Genomic DNA, 17,682 nt, shown 5'->3' on the forward strand with positions numbered 1-17,682 from the left:
CCAGGTCCTTAAAGCAGCATGGTGCAGCGCGTCTCGAGATCGAGAAGCGGCTTGGTTTCGTCGTCGAGCGCCATGACCGTCAGGGTCGCTCCCACCATTTCCAGCGACGTGAAATAGTTGCCGATGAAGGTCTTGTAGACCTTCAGGCCACGCGCGGAAATCTCGGTTTCGATCGTATCGTTGAGGATGTAGAGTTCGTTGAGCGGCGTCGCGCCGAGGCCTGACACGAGCACGGCGACTTCGACGCCGGCCGGCAGGTCATGATCGTCGAGCACGATCTTCACCATGTCCCTTGCAACGTCTTCGGCTTTTTTGAGCGGTTCGACCCGCACCCCAGGCTCGCCATGGTGGCCGATGCCGACTTCCATCGTGCCGGGCTCGATCTGGAAATTGGGATGGCCGACGGCAGGAAGCGTGCAGGGTCCAAGGCCAACGCCGATCGACCGGCAGTTGTCGATCGCCTTCTGCGCGACGGCGCGAACCTCCTCGAGCGAACCGCCCTGGCTGGCCTTGGCGCTGCCGATCTTCCACATGAAGATCTCGCCGGCGACCCCGCGGCGCTTCTCCCGCTCGGACAGGGGAGCCGAGCAGACGTCGTCGTTGGCGACGACCGTCAAAACCTCGATTCCTTCCTTGGTGGCAAGCTTGGTTGCCATCTTCACGTTCATGTTGTCGCCGGCATAATTGCCGTAAAGGCACACCACTCCTGCGCCTCCATTTGCCTCGCGGAATGCGTCAGAGAAGCTCTTGGCTGTCGGCGAGGAGAAAAGTTCGCCAACGGCGACCGCATCCAGCATGTTCTTGCCGGTGTAGCCCATGAAAGCGGGTTCATGACCCGAACCGCCGCCGGTGACGATGCCGACCTTGCCTTTGACGGGGGCATTCTTCGCCACGACGACACGTGGGTTTTCCGCAAGCCGGACGATATCGGAATGGGCCTTGACGAAGCCCTTGACCGTATCTTCGACGACAAGATCAGGATTATTGACGAAACGCTGCATGGTTTGTCCTCAGAGAATTGTGTAACCGCCGTCGATCAGGAGATCGGCGCCGTTGATCATGTCCGCACCATTGGAGACAAGAAAGACTGCCGCTGCGGCGATTTCCTGCGGGTAGGCGAAACGGCCGATCGGGATACGCTTCTTCGCATTTTCACCCTTTTCGCCGGCCCAAGCCTTCTTTCCGAGTTCCGTCAGCACGACTGTTGGCGAAATGGTATTCACGCAGATACCGTATTTTCCCCACTCGGCCGCGAAGGTCTTCGACATGCCGATGACGCCGAATTTGGAGGCGCAGTAGGCGACGTGTTCCTCGATTGCGACGGTGCCCGCCTGCGAGGCGAGATTGACGATCTTGCCGCCCTTGCCAGCGGCGATCATCGCCCTTCCGACTGCCTGCGTGAAGAGAAAAGTGCCCTTCAGGTTGATGTCGATCGTCTTATCCCAGTAATCGAGCGACAGATCCTCGGCCGGAGCGAGGAAGACGACCCCCGCGCTGCTGACGGCTATATCGATGTGGCCGAAGGTGTCGAGGACGCCCGCGATCGCCTTCTCGACGGAAGATGCCTGCGAGACATCGCAGACGAAGGATTTCGATGCGCCACCGAGTTCGGCCGCTTTTGCTGCGGCCAGTTCGGCATTGAGGTCAAGCACGGCGACGGTCGCGCCCTTTTCGGTCAGCGCGTCGCAGACGGCAGCGCCGATGCCGGATGCGGCGCCGGTGACGACGGCAATCTTGCCGTTCAGGGGGAAATTCAGGTCGATCTGGGGAGCGGTATCACTCATGTCTTCAAGCCTTTGCGACGGAGACGGGAGGGGCGGCGGTCACCGCCCCTCCCTTGGATCGAAAACGAAAAGTATCAGTTACGGGACTCGAGCAGCTTGTCGGCGTTTTCTTTCGTGACAGGCGTCCAAGGCACGAGGTAGTCCTTCTCGGCGCCATCCGCCCACTTCATGTCCGGATACTGGGTCCAGATCTTCGATTCGGGCTTGTAGTCCTTGTTGGCGGCCTTGATGGCGACGTCGAGAGCGCCCTGAGCCTGGGCGTTGGCGTCCTGCAGGATGGAAGCCATCTCGCCGCGCTTCACCGAGTTGATCGCATCCGTCACGCCATCGACGCCGGCAATCGCGAAGTCTTCAACCTTCAGACCTGCAGCCTTGATTGCCTCGATCGCACCGAGTGCCATTTCGTCGTTCTGGCCGATGATGCCATTGATCTGGCCCGGATGGGATGTCAGCCAGTTTTCCATCAGGGTCTGAGCTTCGGCGCGCGACCAGTTGCCGGTCTGCTTTTCGAGAACCTTTACGTCCGGGCAGGCAGCGAGTGCCTTTTCATTGCCTTCCAGGCGCTGGATCTGGCCGGACTGGCCGATCGGGCCTTCGATGATGACGAGATTGCCCTTGCAGCCCATCTTGTCCAAGACTGCCTTGGCTTCGAGCTCGCCGGCTTCCACGTCGTTCGAGCCGACATAGGATGTGAGGAGATCGGAATTGACGCGGGCATTGGAGCCGACAACGGGGATGCCGGCATCATGGGCCATCTGCACAGCGGTCGCGCCGGCCTCGATATCCATCGGCACGAAGATGATCGCGTCGAATTTCTGTGTGATCATCGTGTTGAACTGTTCCTGCTGGACCAGCGCGTCATATCGGCCATCGAACACCGTGACATCGACCTTGCCGCTCTTGACGGCCGGATGTTCCTTCAGAGCCGCCGACCAGATCTGCATGAATTCAGCATTGAGACCATAGGTGGTCGCGCCAATCTTGAGCTTCTTGTCCTGCGCCATTGCGGGTGCCGAAAGCATCGCCGCACTGGCGACGAGAGCAAGCAAAAGTTTCTTCATTTTCATCTCCTCCACGGAATGTCCGGTCGCCGTTTTGACGCGCGGTACATGTCGGACCGTTTCGCGATCCGAATTGTTCTGGGGTCAGGCCCCTTGATTGCGTTTTTGATCCAGCATGACCGCACCGACGATCAGCGCCCCTTTGAGGACCTGCTGGTAGTAAGATTCGATGCCGAGCAGATCGAGACCGTTGTTCATGACGCCGATAATGAGCGCGCCGATCAGGGTTCCCGTGACGCGACCGACACCACCCGAGAGGCTGGTACCGCCGATGACCACGGCCGCGATGGCGTCGAGCTCGTAGGCAACACCGGCCTGCGGCAGGCCGGAGCCCGTGCGAGCGGCAAGGATCATACCGGCAAGACCCGCAAGTGCTCCCGAGATGCAGTACACGGCGAACTTGATGCGGGTGACGTTGATGCCTGAAGTCACGGCGGCATGCGGGTTGCCGCCGACGGCGTAGATATAGCGGCCAAAGCGCGTGCGGTTGAGAACCCACCAAGAGGCAATGAAGACGACGGCGAGAACGACGACCGGCATCGGGATGCCGATAATGTTGCCGGTTCCAAGCCAGCGAAAATCCGGGATAAGCGCCGGGACAGGTCTGCCGCCGCCATAGATCAGCGTCATGCCGCGTGCCGCCGACAGCATGCCGAGGGTGGCAACGAAGGCGGGGACGGAGAAGCGCGAGACGATTACACCGACGACCATGCCGCATGCGAGACCGACGAGAATGCCCGCCGCGAACGCGACGAATGCCGGATAGGGGCCGCCCGCAACGCCGGCGGTCGCTGAAGTCGTCGCAAGGCTCGCGGCCACCATACCAGCGAGCGCTACGACCGAGCCGACGGAGAGGTCGATGCCCCGGGTCAGGATGACGAATGTCATGCCGATCGCCAGCACCCCATTGATAGATGTCTGTAGAAGCACGTTCGAGATATTGCCGGCGGTGAGGAAGTACTCGTTGGAGACCGACAGGATGAATGCCAGGAGCAGGAAGGCGAGAAAGATGCCGTATTCCTGGATGAGCAACTTGCGGTTATCCGAACCGAACCATGCGGCTGCCGGCTTGTTTTCTGTGGCGGACACTGTTCTTACCTCTTCCCATGCCGATCGAATCTTGAAAATGCGCGTCTGGCCCAGTGACCCGGGCCCGTCACGTAGAAAGGTGCACCAACGCCTGCGCGTCTGTCTCCGCGCGCGGATAGATGCCAGTCGAGCGACCGTTGCGCATGACGAGGATGCGGTCGGACATGCCCAGCACTTCGTCGATTTCCGATGAAATCATCACTACGGTTCCACCGGCCTCGGCGAATTCGCAGATGATGCGATAGATCTCGCGCTTGGCGCCGACATCGACGCCACGCGTCGGTTCATCGAGCAGAAGCACCTTGGGATTGCGCAGGAACCACTTGCCCAGGACGACCTTTTGCTGATTGCCGCCTGACAGGCCCGAGACCGGCATCGTGTCGCGGGCCGCCTTGATCGCAAATCTTTCGATCATGTTCCGGCTGGCAGCCTGCTCGCCGCGGCGACGCATGACGAAATTGGGGCTGAGTTCCGGCAGGCTGGCAAGCGCAATGTTGCCTCTGACGCTATCGGTCAGATTGAGCCCGGTCAGCTTGCGGTCCTCGGTAACGAAAGCGAGCCCGTGCTCCATCGCGTCAGCCGGCTTGCTGACCTTGACCGGCGCGCCATCGATCCTGATTTCGCCGCTATCGAGACGATCGAGACCAAAGATGCAGTTGAAAATTTCCGACCGGCCGGATCCCATAAGTCCGTAGATCCCGAAGATCTCACCCTTGCAAACCGAAAACGAAATGTCGTCGATCTTGCCGGCGGCTGTCAGCCCCGTAACCTGTAGGCCATCCGTTTCCGTCGGCGTGTTGGTCTTGATATATTCCTCGCCCAGTTCCCGACCGACGATCATCTTGATCAGGCTCGGCCTGTCGATATCAGCCAAGTCACCCGAGCCGATATAGGAGCCGTCGCGGAACACCGTGTAGGCATCCGCGATCTGGAAGACTTCTGACAGGCGGTGCGAGACGTAGACGATACCCTTGCCGGCGGCCTTCAGCCGTTCGATCGTTTTGAAGAGCTGCTGCGCTTCCTTTTCGCCGATTGCCGATGTCGGCTCGTCCATGAAGATGACTTCCGCATCGTGGCTGAGCGCCTTGGCGATCTCGACCAGTTGCATCTGCGCAACCGAAAGGTTCATCATGAACTGAGTGGGACGGATCTGGAATTCGAGCTGATCCAGCAACCGCTGGGCGTTACGGTTCATCGTCTTGAAGTCGACGCCGCCGAAGCGCCCGGAGGGTTCGCGACCAAGATAGATGTTTTCCGCCACGGTCATATGAGGGACAGGGCTCAGTTCCTGTTCGATGATCGCGATGCCGGAGGCGAGCGCTTCGGCTGGGCCTGAAAAATCGACGTCCTGACCGCGACGGCGAATGGAGCCGGCATCGCGCTTGTAAATGCCCATGAGGATTTTGAGGAAGGTCGACTTTCCGGCGCCGTTGCCGCCACACAGCGCGTGCACCGAGCCCGGCTTCAGCTGAAAGCGACCCTCACGCAATGCGGCAACGCCGCCGAAGGACTTCTTCAGTCCTTCCACCTCAAGCAGATATTCCACGCTAATTTCCTCCGATGATCCTTCCGCTCGATGAGCGTCGGACCAATCACTGTCTGGGTTAACCGCCCTCCAGCGGCCAGCACGTGACATTTGTCAGATAGTTTTCGACAAATGTCAACATGCCTTCATTGTAGGCTGAAGGTGTCCCTATGGTGAGCAAAAATCCTGTTTTTATCGTTTTAAAACAAACGGAAGGACTGCTTGGTGGGGAGAGCGAGACCTTGGGGGCGAAGGGGCGATACGCGCAAGAAAGAAGCGATAGCTGCTGAAAATCTCACCAAACAGCACTTTTCTTTTTCAAACCGGTCGCTATTCCTAGGTCAACCGATGCGCCGAATTTGGCGCCCATCGAGCAAAAGGATCCGATGATGAAAGCCTTGGTACTGGAAGAAAAGGGCGTTCTCGCCCTTCGAGACATTGACCTGCCGCTGGCGGTCGGAGCTTCGGAACTGAAGATCAAGATTCACACGGTTGGCGTCTGCGGCAGCGACGTACACTACTACACGCACGGCGCAATCGGACCGTACGTGCTGCGTGAGCCAATGGTTCTGGGACATGAGGCGGCAGGCACGGTGATCGAGGTCGGCTCGGCCGTTTCCGGTTTCAAGGTTGGAGACCGGGTGTGCATGGAACCGGGAATACCGGACCTCTCGTCGCGCGCATCCAAGCTCGGCATCTATAACGTCGATCCCAGCGTCCGGTTCTGGGCAACGCCGCCGATCCATGGCGTTTTGACATCCGAAGTTGTCCATCCCGCGGCGTTCACCTACAAGCTTCCCGACAACGTGTCCTTCGCCGAAGGCGCGATGGTGGAGCCATTTGCCATTGGCATGCAGGCTGCAGCGCGTGCCCGCATCGCCCCCGGCGATGTTGCGGCGGTGATCGGAAGCGGCCCGATCGGGATCATGGTCGCTCTGGCGGCGCTCGCTGGTGGGTGCAGCCGCGTGTTCATTTCCGATTTCAGCGCACCGAAACTCGCCATCGCTGCCCAGTATTCCGGTATCACCCCTGTCAATATCGGGGAGGAAAGCTTCGCCGAGGTCATCGCACGGGAAACCGACGGCTGGGGCGCCGATGTTGTTTTCGAAGCCAGCGGCAGCCCGAAGGCCTATGACGGGATATTCGACCTCGTTCGCCCGGGTGGAGCTATCGTGATGGTCGGCCTGCCGGTGGACAAGGTTTCGTTCGACGTGGCAGGCGCGATCTCGAAGGAAATCCGAATAGAGACGGTCTTCCGCTACGCCAATATCTTCGACCGGGCGCTGCAGCTGATTGCATCCGGTAAGGTGGACCTTAATCCGCTGATCACCGAGACTTTCGCTTTCGACAAGAGCATTGAGGCCTTTGAGAGGGCAGCAGCCGGCAACCCGTCAGACGTCAAGCTGCAGATCCTTCTGGGTGACGCCGCGGTTTAGGAAAATCCGATCAGTTCTTTAGACCGGTGGCCGGGAAAGCATGGGATCGTCACGCGAGATCATGCCGTCCCGGCTGCGGCTTTTGCGATGTGACGGTAGGACCACCGGGACAGCCCAACGATAGACCTGTCTCTTCGATGCCAACTGATCTTGAGTGCGGAGGCCGGCATTAAAGCCGACCTCCGGTTTTGTTACTTGCCCGAGGCCTGGGCAGAGTACATGTAGCTGTCATAGCTGTATTCGGCGACGCGGAACCACTCGAAGGACTCGTCCCTGAACTTCTTCCAGCCTGGATAGATCTTTGCCCATGCCGGATGCTTGGCGCTATATTCCGCGTAGAGCTCGAACGTTGTCTTGTAGGCGGCATCCATGACATCGCGTGGCAGCGGTCGCAGTTTGACGCCCTTGCCGACGAGCGAACGGATCGCCGCGGTGTTCTTCACATCGTAGAGTGCCTGCATGTTGATGTTCGCCGCCTTGCAGGCGGCATCGAGTGCGGCCTTGTAGGCGGGAGGCAGACCCTCATACTGTGCCTTGTTGATGAAGAAGTGGATTGTGAGACCACCTTCCCAATAGGCCGGGTAGTAGTAGTTCGGCGCAATCTGGTAGAAGCCGAGGCGTTCGTCGTCATAGGGACCGATCCACTCGGCCGCGTCGATTGTTCCGCGCTCGAGAGCCGGATAGATATCGCCCCCCGGTAGCTGCTGCGGCACCACGCCGAGCCGAGACATCACTTCGCCGGCAACACCGGCGATGCGCATCTTGACGCCCTTGAGGTCGGCGACGCCCTTGATTTCCTTGCGGAACCATCCACCCATCTGGGCACCGGTGGCCCCGCCTGGGATGCCAACCACGCCATAGGCAGAAAGAAACTCGTTATAGGCCTCGTTGCCGCCGCCGTGGTAAAGCCAAGCGTTCTGCTGACGACCATTGAGACCGAAGGGGATGGTCGAGCCGATCGCAAATGTCGGATCCTTGCCGGTGAAATAGTATCCGCAGGTATGAGCGATCTCGACGGTGTTCGCCTTCACCGCATCGATCGCCTGCGGTCCGGGTACGAGTTCGCCGGCCTGAAACACCTGGATCTGGAATTTCCCGTCGGTGATCTTCGACAGTGTCTCCGCCATGACGGTTGCGCCGCCGTAAATCGTGTCGAGGTTGTTCGGGAAGCCCGAAGTCAGGCGCCATTTGATGCTCGGCAGTTCTTGGGCAACCGCCGGTGCGGCGAGTGCGGTCGCGGCGACTGTTGCCGCCCCTCCGACTGCGCCTTTCGTCAGGAAATTGCGTCTGTTGATGGTTTCCGTCATTGCGTTTCCTCCTCCTCAGGTTCGGCAGTATCGAACGCACGCTGTGCGATCAAAGCGTGTGTCTAGTTTTTCGGTGCGCCGAAGCTTGGCGTCGGGGAACCGAAATCTGGTGCAGGGATATCAACGGCCGGGGCGGCGGGATCGCCGGAAGACTGCTCCGGTGCGCCGAAAGGCTGGGTCGGTGTTCCAAACGGGTTAGCGCCATCGGCACCCGGCATCGGTACGTTGAGCTCAATCGTCGATGGATCGACGACGGCAGATCCTGATTTGTAGTGGGTCACGAGACCCGGAAAGACGATGACGACGACGACCATGACGAGCTGGATCGCCAGGTAGGGCAGGGAGCCCATGTAGATCTGGCCGGATGTGACCGGCTGGATTGTCGCACCGGTGATGCGATCCTTGTAGGCCCGTGTCGGAGCGACGGAGCGCAGGTAAAACAGCGAGAACCCGAACGGCGGATGCATGAACGACGTCTGCATGTTGATCGCCAGCATCACGCCGAACCAGATCAGGTCGATGCCGAGCGCATCGGCAACCGGTGCCAGCAGCGGGATGATGATGAAGGCCAGCTCGAAATAATCGAGAAAGAAGGCCAGGAAGAATACGAGCAGATTGGCAACGATCAGGAAGCCGATCTCGCCGCCCGGGATCGACGTCATCAGGTGCTCTACCCAGACGTGACCGTCGACACCGTAGAAGGTCAGCGAAAACACGCGCGCGCCGAGCAAGATGAAGATCACGAAGGAGGACAGTTTCGCCGTCGCGTAAAGGGCCGACTTGACCATCGCCAGCGTAAGCTTGCGATTGAAGGCTGCAAGAAGCAGAGCACCGACTGCGCCCATCGCGCCGCCTTCGGTCGGTTCGCAAGGCCGATAAAGATTGTGCCGAGAACGAGGAAGATCAGCACGAGCGGCGGCACGAGCGAGGTGATGACCTTGGCCACAAGCTTCCAGCCACGAAGCGATCGCGCCTCGATGGGAAGAGCCGGCACGCTTGCCGGACGCAGAAAGGACATCAGGATGATGTAGCCGGTATAGGCAGCAACCAGCATGAGACCGGGCACGAGTGCGCCCTTGTACATGTCGCCGACCGACCGGCCGAGCTGGTCGGCCAGAATGATCAGCACGAGGCTGGGCGGAATAATCTGGGCAAGCGTTCCCGACGCTGCGATCGTGCCGGCCGCGACCCGTCGGTCGTAACCATATCGCAGCATGATCGGCAGGGAGATCAGGCCCATCGAGATGACGGAGGCCGCAACGACGCCTGTGGTGGCTGCAAGGATGGCGCCCACGAAGATGACCGCGAAGGCGAGCCCGCCGCGGATCGGGCCGAACAGCTGGCCGATCGTATCGAGCAGATCCTCGGCCATTCCGCTTCGCTCGAGAATCAGCCCCATGAAGGTGAAGAACGGAATGGCGAGCAGTGTCTCGTTCGACATCTGCCCGAAGATGCGGTCAGGGATCGCTCCGAACAGGTTGATGGGCAAAAGGCCCATTTCGATGCCGATGAAACCGAAGACAAAGCCGACAAAGGCGAGTGCGAAGGCAACCGGATAACCAAGCAGCAACACGACGATCAGTGATAGAAACATGATCGGCGCGAGATTTTCCGCAAAGAATGCAAACATATGAGCGTATCCTGCTACGAATTAGAGCGCTTGCGCTTCGGCGTCGGCGAGAGCGACGGCGTCGGGCATCGCACCGCTGAGGATCGCTAGCCGTTTGATGAGTTCCGACAGTCCCTGGAGTGCCAGCAGGCCGAAACCAATCGGGATCATGGCCCAGACTGGCCACAGCACCAGCCCACCGGTATTGTTGGAGACCTCTCCGCTCACATATTTGGCGATGACGATCGGCCAGGACAGGTAGATGGTGACGAGGCAGAACGGCATCAGGAAGAAGATTGTCCCGAACACCTCGATCCAAAGCTGCGCCCGTCTGGGGAGCTGGCCATAGACCAGATCGACCTTGACGTGCTCGCTGCTCAGCAATGTCCAGGCCGCCGCCAACAGGAAGGCTGCGGAGAAAAGGTACCATTGCGCCTCGAGCCAGGCATTTGAGCTCAGATTGAAGACTTTTCGGGTCACTGCGTTGATGGCGCTGATCAGCACTGCCGCCAACAAAAGCCATGAAACGGCTTTACCGAAAAGCGTGTTCATCGCGTCGATAGCGCGCGACACGGCGAGTAGACCAGACATTTCAAACCCTCCCAGGCAAGCTGCCCGAAGGCAGCTGTCCTATGCACTACTATCGCCGCAAATCACACGCGACAAGAGCATTATGACAAGAGGCCAATCTCGCGGTCTGGGAAAAGGCTTCGATACACGTTGCTATGGGCTGGAACAGACCATGACGTAGGGAGCGCAAACGTCCCCGCTGATTCTCGATTTCGACGCTTGTTCTTTTCGCATCCAGCATGAACGCGTGACGCGCATGACGAGAGATTTCTGTCGTCAAATCAGTGTCTTTGAGAAAATAGGTCTGGTTTCAGCCGCCGTCGCTTCAGGCGATAATTGAAGGCTAGCGCACCGACGGCAAGCAAACGGGCGCCTAGGGCGCCCGTCGCAATACAGATCCGGAGCGGCCTTATTCGGCCACAACCGTCTTTCCGCCTTCCCACTTGTAGACGGAAAAGCTCTGCGAGCTGAGATCGCCGGTTTCACCGTAGGTCAGTTCGCCAATGGCAGTCTTGATACCGGTGCCATCCTTGAGCGCGGCAGCAACTGCCTCAGCGTCGTCGGTGCTGCCAGCCTTGGCGATGCCGGCGGCGATGACCTCGACGGCTGCATAGGCGTTGAGGGTAAAGGCTTCGGCGGGGATCTTTTTTGCAATGAGCGCATCGGCCGCGGCCTTGCTGTCGGTATTCTTCAGCGCGTCGGCAGCGTTGGTGAAGATCGTGCCGTTGGCTGCGTCGCCGCCGGTGGTGATGAACTCGCTGTTGGAAAGGCCGTCACCCGCGATCAGCTGCACATTCATGCCGGCATCCTTCATCTGGCGCACCAGAAGGCCTGCTTCCGGGTGATAGCCGCCGAAATAGAGGACTTCGGTGCCTTCCGACTTCAGGCGTGTCACCAGCGCGCTAAAATCCTTGTCGCCCGCCGTCAGCGCATCGTTGAAGACTTCCGTGATGCCGGACGCATTCAGCGACGCCTTGAAGGCATCGGCGAGACCCTTGCCATACTGCCCCTTGTCGTTGAGGATGGCGATCTTCTTGTCCTTGAATTTCTCGACCACGAATTTTGCTGCAACGTCCGCCTGCTGGTCGTCCCGGCCGCAGGTGCGAAACACGGTGGAAAGGCCACGCGCGGTCAGTTCCGGCGAAGTGGCTGTCGGGGTAACCATCAGCGCACCGTTTTCGGCAAACGCGACCGAGGCGGGGATAGAGACGCCCGATGTGACAGGGCCGACCACGAAACGGATATCGTCGGCGATCAGCTGATTGGCGGCAGAGACGCCCTGCTTCGGTTCGCCGGCATCGTCGACAATTTTCAGCACGATCTTCTCGCCGTTGACGCCGCCCTTCTTGTTGATTTCCTCGACCGCGGTTTCCGCGCCGTTCTTGATCTGCGCGCCGATCGCAGCAACCGGGCCGGTCAGCGGCGCGATGAGGCCGACCGTGATGTCGGCGTAGGCAAGCGGGGCGAATGCGAGTGTGGCAGCGAGTGCCGCAGTGATTGTCTTCAATGTCATGTCAGTCTCCTGGGATGCGGACCTCCCGACCCGCGTGCTAATCGTGCGCCGAACCCGCTCAAACCGTCGGCAATGCCATGACTGGTGGAAGAGGGAGGGCGCGTCCGGTCCGCGCGTGGCCATAGTGAGCTTCTCCGTGCGTCCGACAATTTTCCTAGAAATATTGGGCCGGTGACGCAAGAAGATAACCGGAAGCAATGACCTCTTGATTGAATAATTCACGCCTTCTTGTGGGGACGTGATGGGCGGCTGCAGCCGTGCCCTTTCATGCCGGCAACTCACACGACGGAACCAACCCATGATCCGGGCAGCCGTCCATGGCGCCCCGACGGCGATCAGCGGATACGTGTCGTTCTCCACACTGCGCCGCGGTTCGAAGACAACGACGGTGGGCATATTGCTGATAGTGGCGACTCAGATGCTGAAAGCGGCTCCGATCAGCGCCCTAGTGTAATCGGCCTTCGGGGCGTCAAAGATCGCGTCCGTATCGCCTTCCTCAACGATCTTTCCGTTGTTCATGACGATCACATGATCCGCGATGGCCCTGACCACGGCAAGGTCGTGGCTGATGAAGACGTAGGAAAGGTTGTGGTCGGACTGCAGCTTGCGCAAGAGGTCGATCACCTGTCCCTGCACGGACCGGTCGAGTGCCGAGGTCGGTTCGTCGAGGATAACCACACGCGGCTTGAGGATCATCGCGCGGGCAATCGCGATGCGCTGGCGCTGACCGCCGGAAAATTCGTGCGGGTAGCGATTGCGCGCCTGGGGATCGAGCCCGACTTCGGTCAGGGCGGCGATCGCGCGCCGGTCTCGATCCGCCTTGTTCAGCGAAGGCTCGTGGACGAGCAGACCTTCGGTGATGATCTCGCCGACTGTCTGACGCGGCGAGAGAGACCCAAAGGGATCCTGGAAGACGAGCTGCATCTCCTTGCGCAGGGACCGCATCTGCCGACGGTCGAAGCCGGAGATGTCGGTCTTGTCGAAGCGGTAATGACCATCGCTGTGGAGAAGCCGGAGCAGCGCGCGCCCAAGCGTCGATTTCCCCGAGCCGGACTCACCAACGATGCCGATCGTCTGGCCCTGCCTGAGCTTGACGGTGACGCCGTCAACGGCCCGGAAACTCTTTGGACCCTTCGAAAAAAGTCCGCGGCCGATCGGAAAATCGACCGTGACATCGCGTCCCTCCAGGATGATCGGCGCGTTTTCCGCCGGCGGTTGCTTGCGACCCTGCGGTTCGGCATCGATCAGCATGCGGGTATAGGCGGAAGTCGGAGCCTCGAAGATCTGTGATGTGGCTCCCTGTTCCACCACTTCGCCGCGCCGCATGACGACGACACGTTCGGCAAAATGCCGGACAATGCCGAGATCGTGGGTGATCAGCACAATCGCCATGCCGAAACGCTCCTGGAGCGAGCGCAGCAGTTTCAATATCTGCGCCTGGACCGTCACATCAAGCGCCGTCGTCGGCTCGTCGGCGATCAGGACGTCGGGTTCGTTGGCAAGCGCCATGGCGATCATGACGCGCTGCCGCTGGCCGCCGGACAGTTCATGCGGGTAACTGTCAATGCGGCGGGCGGGATCGGGAATGCCGACCAGTTCCAAGAGTTCCAGCACGCGGCTGCGGGCCGCTTTCCGGCTGCCGCCGCGGTGGTAGACGATCGGTTCGGCGATCTGGCGGCCGATCGTGTAAAGCGGATCGAGCGAGGTCATAGGCTCCTGAAAGATCATCGTGATCTTGGCACCGCGGATCTTGTTGAGCTCGTTATTTCGCAGTCCGACCAGTTCCTTGCCCCGATAGGCGGCGGAGCCAGTGACGGTGCCGTTTCCAGCGAGCAGGCCCATAATGCCCATCATCGTCTGGCTCTTGCCGGAGCCGCTTTCGCCGACGACGGCGAGCGTCTCGCCGGCACGGACATCGAAGCCGATGCCCTTGACCGCATTGACCGTGCCATCCGGCGTCGTGAAATTCACTTTCAGGTCGCGGATCGACAGAATGGTGTCTTTTTGATCGGTCATGTCAACGATCCTTCGGGTCGAGCGCGTCGCGCAGGCCGTCGCCGATAAAGTTCAACGAAAACAGCGTTGCCACGAAGAAGATGGAGGGAAAGATCAGGAGCCAGGGTGCCGACTGGATATTGTTGGCGCCTTCCGAAATCAGAGCCCCCCAGCTGGTCAGTGGCGCCTGAACCCCGAGCCCGAGGAAAGACAGAAAGCTTTCCAGGAGGATTACCTTCGGAACCACGACGGTGACGAAGACGATCACCGGTCCGATCGTGTTCGGGATGATATGCCGGCGGATAATTTGCCAGTCGCTCAGGCCGAGCGCTTGGGCAGCGCCCACGAATTCCCGGCGCTTCAGCGCCAGCGTCTGGCCTCGCACGATGCGCGCCATGTCGAGCCATTCCACAGCACCGATCACCAGGAAGATCAGGATGAAGGAACGACCAAAGAAGACGACCAGGACGACGACGAGAAAGACGAAGGGGAGAGAGTAGAGGATTTCGACGAAGCGCATCATGACATTGTCGACACGGCCGCCAAGATAACCCGCGGTCGCGCCGTAGAGCACGCCAATGCCAAGCGAGACGAGGCTGGCCAGCACGCCGACGGCAATCGAGATCTGGCCGCCGAGCATGACACGGGCAAGCAGGTCGCGGCCGTTCGGATCCGTGCCGAACAGGAAGTATTCCCGGCTGACATTCCCTTCGACCTTGAGAACGCGCCCGTCTTTTTCGGTCGCCACTACCTTGGTGTCGTCGAACTCGTTGGCACGGTCGAAATAACGCGTCGTGCGTGGGTCGATCGGATCCTCGGCGCTGATGGTCGCGGAAAAGATCTGGCCCGTCACCTCGAACGCGTCGAGGTTGACGCGGGCGCGAGTCGCGACGCCTTGCATGGCGCCCTCCAGCGATGCCTCGTCTGGCCGCGGCTCGAGACTTGGCGACACCGTCACATAGGAAGAAAAGACCTGGTCATAGCTATGAGGCACAAAAAGTGGGCCGAGATAGGAAAAGAGCGCGATCAGAACGAGCATCACGCAGCCGCCCATCGCCGCCTTGTTGCGACGGAAGCGGATGGCGGCAAGCTGGAAAAGACTGCGGCTTGTGCTCTGGGGCGGGGTGGAAGGCGGATCGTTGGCGATATCAGTCATGACGGACCCTCGGATCGAGCAGGCCGTAGAGAAGGTCGACCAGGAGATTGAAGACGATAACAAAGATGGCGATCAGGACGACGGTACCCATGACCAGCGTATAGTCACGATTGAGCGCGCCGAGCACGAAATAACGGCCGACGCCCGGAATGGTGAAGATGGTCTCGACGACGGCCGAGCCGGTCATCAATGCGGCGGCACAGGGTGCGAGATAGGAGACGACCGGCAGCATGGCGCCGCGCATGGCATGCGTGATGACGACGATCCTTGCCGGAAGGCCATAAGCGCGCGCGGTGCGGATATGGTCGGCATGCAGCGCCTCGATCATCGATCCGCGCGTCAGCCTGGCGAAAACGGCAAGCTGCGGCAGCGCCAGTGCGATCATCGGCAGGAGCAGGAACGAGAACGAACCATCTCCCCAGCCACCGGCCGGCAACAGCGCAAGAAGAATTGCGAAAATCAGCGTCAAAACCGGGCCGACGACGAAATTCGGGATCGTCGTACCCATCGTCGCGAGCGTCATGATGGAAAAATCGAGCACGCTGTTCTGGCGCAGGGCCGCGATCGTGCCGAGCGTCACGCCGCCAATCAGGGCAAGAAGCAGAGCGTAGAAACCGAGTTCAATGGAGTAGGGAAGGCCTTTTCCGATCAGTTCCGCGACGGTGTTGTCCTTGTAGATATAGCTTGGACCGAAATCACCCTGCACGGCATTGCCGATATAGGTGAGATATTGACGCCATAACGGCTGGTCTAGCTGGTAGGTCCGCATGATGTTTTCCATCGTTGCGGGTGGCAGCGGACGTTCCAGGTTAAAGGGACCGCCCGGAGCAAAACGCATCAGGAAGAAGGAGATCGTCACGACGATGAAAAGCGTCGGGACGGCGCTCGCAAGGCGGCGCAGGATAAAAGACAGCATGCAGTAGTCTCCTGCGGGATGGCGTCCGAAACGCTGTCGGACGCCATCCCGTGTCGATTATTCGGAAACGCTCAGGAAGCGGCTCAGGTGTTCATTGGCAGCATTGTCCTGCCAGCCCTTGATGCGGTCCGAAACAAGCCACAGATCGGCCTGGGTCAGGAAGGGAGCAATCGGCTGGTCGCGCATCAGGATTGTTTCCGCCTCATGCATGATCTTCGATCGCGCAGCCGGATCCGTTTCCGCATACGACTTCTTCATCAGACCGTCGAATTCCTTGCTCTCGTAATGCCCGTAATTGAAGGTCTTGTTGGTCGAGAGGTTCAAGGCGAGGAAGTTTTCCGGATCGGCATAATCGGCAACCCAGCCGGCACGTGCCACGTTGAACTTGCCGCCTTCCTGGAGATAGGCGTAGTGCGAGGAGACATCGAGATTGCTCATCGTCACCTTGGCACCGAACGTGTTTTTCCACATGTCGGCAACGGCGGTGGCGACACGTTCGTGGTTCGGGTTGGTGTTGTAGCGGACCTCGATATTGAGCGGCTTGCCGCCTTCACCGTAACCGGCTTCCTTCATCAGTTCGATCGCCTTGTCTTCGCGGTCGAGCTGGGAAAGTTCTGCGAAATCGGCCTTGGCGGGTTCGCCATAGTTCGCCATGCCCGGCGGCACCAGCGAATAGGCGGGAAGCTGCGACCCGCTATAGATCTTCTTGGCCAGGAAATCGCGGTCGACGGCCATGGACAGGGCCTGGCGGACACGAACGTCGTTGAAGGGAGCCTCGCGGCCATCGAAGACGTAATAATAGGTTGCAAGCGTCGGAGACACGTGCACCTGGTCCTTGTAGGCCGAGCGCAGCCGCTCGATCTGGTCGGCGGAGAAGTTATAGACGAGATCCATTTCCTTCGCCTCGAAGCGGCGGACGGACGCGGCCTGGTCGTCGATCGGGTAGAAGATCACCTTGTCGAGCTTGACGTTGGCGGCATCCCAGAAATTGGGGTTCTTTTGGACAACGAGGCTGTCGTTCGGCACATGGCTGACGAGCTGGAAGGCCCCGTTCGACACCATCGTGCCTGGCTTGACGAAATCGGCGCCGTTCTTCTCAAGGCTTGCCTTGGAGACAGGCAGGGCAGTCTGGTGAGCAAGAAGTTCAAGGAAGAAGGGGGTCGGGCGCTCGAGGGTGATCTCGAACGTCTTGTCATCGACGGCCTTGATGCCGAGTTCCTTCGGATCGGCCTTGCCGGTGTTGACCATTTCCGCGTTCTTGATCGGGTAGAGGATGTTCGCATATTTCGCGGCGGTCTTCGGATCTTCCACGCGCTTGAACGAGAATTCGAAATCCTGCGCCGTGACGGGCGAGCCATCGGACCACTTGGCATTCTCACGCAGCTTAAACGTGTATGTCAGTCCGTCGTCGGAGACTTTCCACGACTCCGCTGCACCCGGTACAATCTTGCCCGCCGCGTCGTAGATCGTCAGACCTTCATAAAGATCCTTCAGAATGAAGGCTTCGATATTGATCGAGGTCTGGGCCTGATCGAGCGTTTGCGGTTCGCCGGAATTGCCACGATGAAGCACCGTTTCAGCAAATGCCGGTGCCCCAGCCAGCAGAGTTGATCCGAGCAAAGCGACCGCTGCCGCACGCATGAGACGAGATGACATACCGTTATCCTCCTGGTTTTCCGTCCGATTGGGCGAGTGAATGCCAGAAATATCGGAACCGCAAG

At 59.8% G+C, this 17,682-nt stretch carries 13 protein-coding genes and 1 pseudogene; 1 reads left to right on the forward strand and 13 read right to left on the reverse strand.

Annotated elements, in window-relative coordinates; all coding sequences use genetic code 11:
* Positions 1-8 precede the first annotated feature (8 nt).
* From J3A65_RS02275 to J3A65_RS02295, 5 genes are all read right to left on the reverse strand, one after another.
* Positions 9-1,001, reverse strand: a complete 993-nt coding sequence (locus J3A65_RS02275; RefSeq protein ID WP_062578282.1) for a dihydroxyacetone kinase subunit DhaK — start codon at positions 999-1,001, stop codon at positions 9-11.
* Positions 1,002-1,010: 9 nt separating this feature from the next.
* Positions 1,011-1,784, reverse strand: coding sequence for an SDR family oxidoreductase (locus J3A65_RS02280; protein ID WP_062578280.1), 774 nt, complete (start codon positions 1,782-1,784; stop codon positions 1,011-1,013).
* 74 nt (positions 1,785-1,858) lie between these two features.
* Complete coding sequence (locus J3A65_RS02285) at positions 1,859-2,845, reverse strand: substrate-binding domain-containing protein (RefSeq protein ID WP_062578278.1); 987 nt, start codon at positions 2,843-2,845, stop codon at positions 1,859-1,861.
* An 84-nt stretch (positions 2,846-2,929) separates the two neighbouring features.
* On the reverse strand, positions 2,930-3,934 hold the full coding sequence (locus J3A65_RS02290) for a sugar ABC transporter permease (protein ID WP_062578276.1): 1,005 nt from the start codon (positions 3,932-3,934) through the stop codon (positions 2,930-2,932).
* 67 nt (positions 3,935-4,001) lie between these two features.
* The gene (locus J3A65_RS02295) at positions 4,002-5,480 is read right to left on the reverse strand and encodes a sugar ABC transporter ATP-binding protein (protein ID WP_209899059.1); all 1,479 of its coding nucleotides are present in this window, start codon (positions 5,478-5,480) and stop codon (positions 4,002-4,004) included.
* A gap of 368 nt (positions 5,481-5,848) precedes the next feature.
* Here J3A65_RS02295 and J3A65_RS02300 point away from each other — a divergent pair, with 368 nt between their 5' ends.
* Complete coding sequence (locus tag J3A65_RS02300; RefSeq protein WP_209899916.1) at positions 5,849-6,895, forward strand: NAD(P)-dependent alcohol dehydrogenase; 1,047 nt, start codon at positions 5,849-5,851, stop codon at positions 6,893-6,895.
* A gap of 191 nt (positions 6,896-7,086) precedes the next feature.
* Here the strand turns inward: J3A65_RS02300 and J3A65_RS02305 are convergent, their stop codons facing one another.
* The 8 genes and pseudogenes from J3A65_RS02305 to J3A65_RS02340 all read right to left on the reverse strand — a co-directional run bounded on the left by J3A65_RS02305 (position 7,087) and on the right by J3A65_RS02340 (position 17,602).
* Positions 7,087-8,202: a TRAP transporter substrate-binding protein gene (locus tag J3A65_RS02305; protein ID WP_062578270.1), complete on the reverse strand. Its 1,116-nt coding sequence runs from the start codon at positions 8,200-8,202 to the stop codon at positions 7,087-7,089.
* A gap of 62 nt (positions 8,203-8,264) precedes the next feature.
* A pseudogene (locus tag J3A65_RS02310) lies at positions 8,265-9,832 on the reverse strand (TRAP transporter large permease subunit).
* Positions 9,833-9,853: 21 nt separating this feature from the next.
* Entirely contained in the window at positions 9,854-10,402 is a 549-nt protein-coding gene (locus tag J3A65_RS02315) for a TRAP transporter small permease subunit (protein WP_062459277.1), read from the reverse strand.
* A 388-nt stretch (positions 10,403-10,790) separates the two neighbouring features.
* On the reverse strand, positions 10,791-11,894 hold the full coding sequence (locus tag J3A65_RS02320; RefSeq protein WP_192078549.1) for a branched-chain amino acid ABC transporter substrate-binding protein: 1,104 nt from the start codon (positions 11,892-11,894) through the stop codon (positions 10,791-10,793).
* A 414-nt stretch (positions 11,895-12,308) separates the two neighbouring features.
* Entirely contained in the window at positions 12,309-13,910 is a 1,602-nt protein-coding gene (locus J3A65_RS02325) for an ABC transporter ATP-binding protein (protein WP_062459282.1), read from the reverse strand.
* A 1-nt stretch (position 13,911) separates the two neighbouring features.
* The gene (locus J3A65_RS02330) at positions 13,912-15,045 is read right to left on the reverse strand and encodes an ABC transporter permease subunit (RefSeq protein WP_209899062.1); all 1,134 of its coding nucleotides are present in this window, start codon (positions 15,043-15,045) and stop codon (positions 13,912-13,914) included.
* Entirely contained in the window at positions 15,038-15,961 is a 924-nt protein-coding gene (gene oppB, locus J3A65_RS02335) for an oligopeptide ABC transporter permease OppB (protein ID WP_062459288.1), read from the reverse strand. The genes J3A65_RS02330 and oppB overlap by 8 nt, the downstream gene beginning before the upstream one ends.
* A gap of 57 nt (positions 15,962-16,018) precedes the next feature.
* On the reverse strand, positions 16,019-17,602 hold the full coding sequence (locus J3A65_RS02340; protein WP_245341458.1) for a peptide ABC transporter substrate-binding protein: 1,584 nt from the start codon (positions 17,600-17,602) through the stop codon (positions 16,019-16,021).
* Positions 17,603-17,682 lie beyond the last annotated feature (80 nt).

Origin of the sequence: Rhizobium sp. PvP014 (assembly GCF_017876855.1) — a bacterium.
Taxonomy (GTDB): Bacteria; Pseudomonadota; Alphaproteobacteria; order Rhizobiales; family Rhizobiaceae; genus Neorhizobium; species Neorhizobium soli.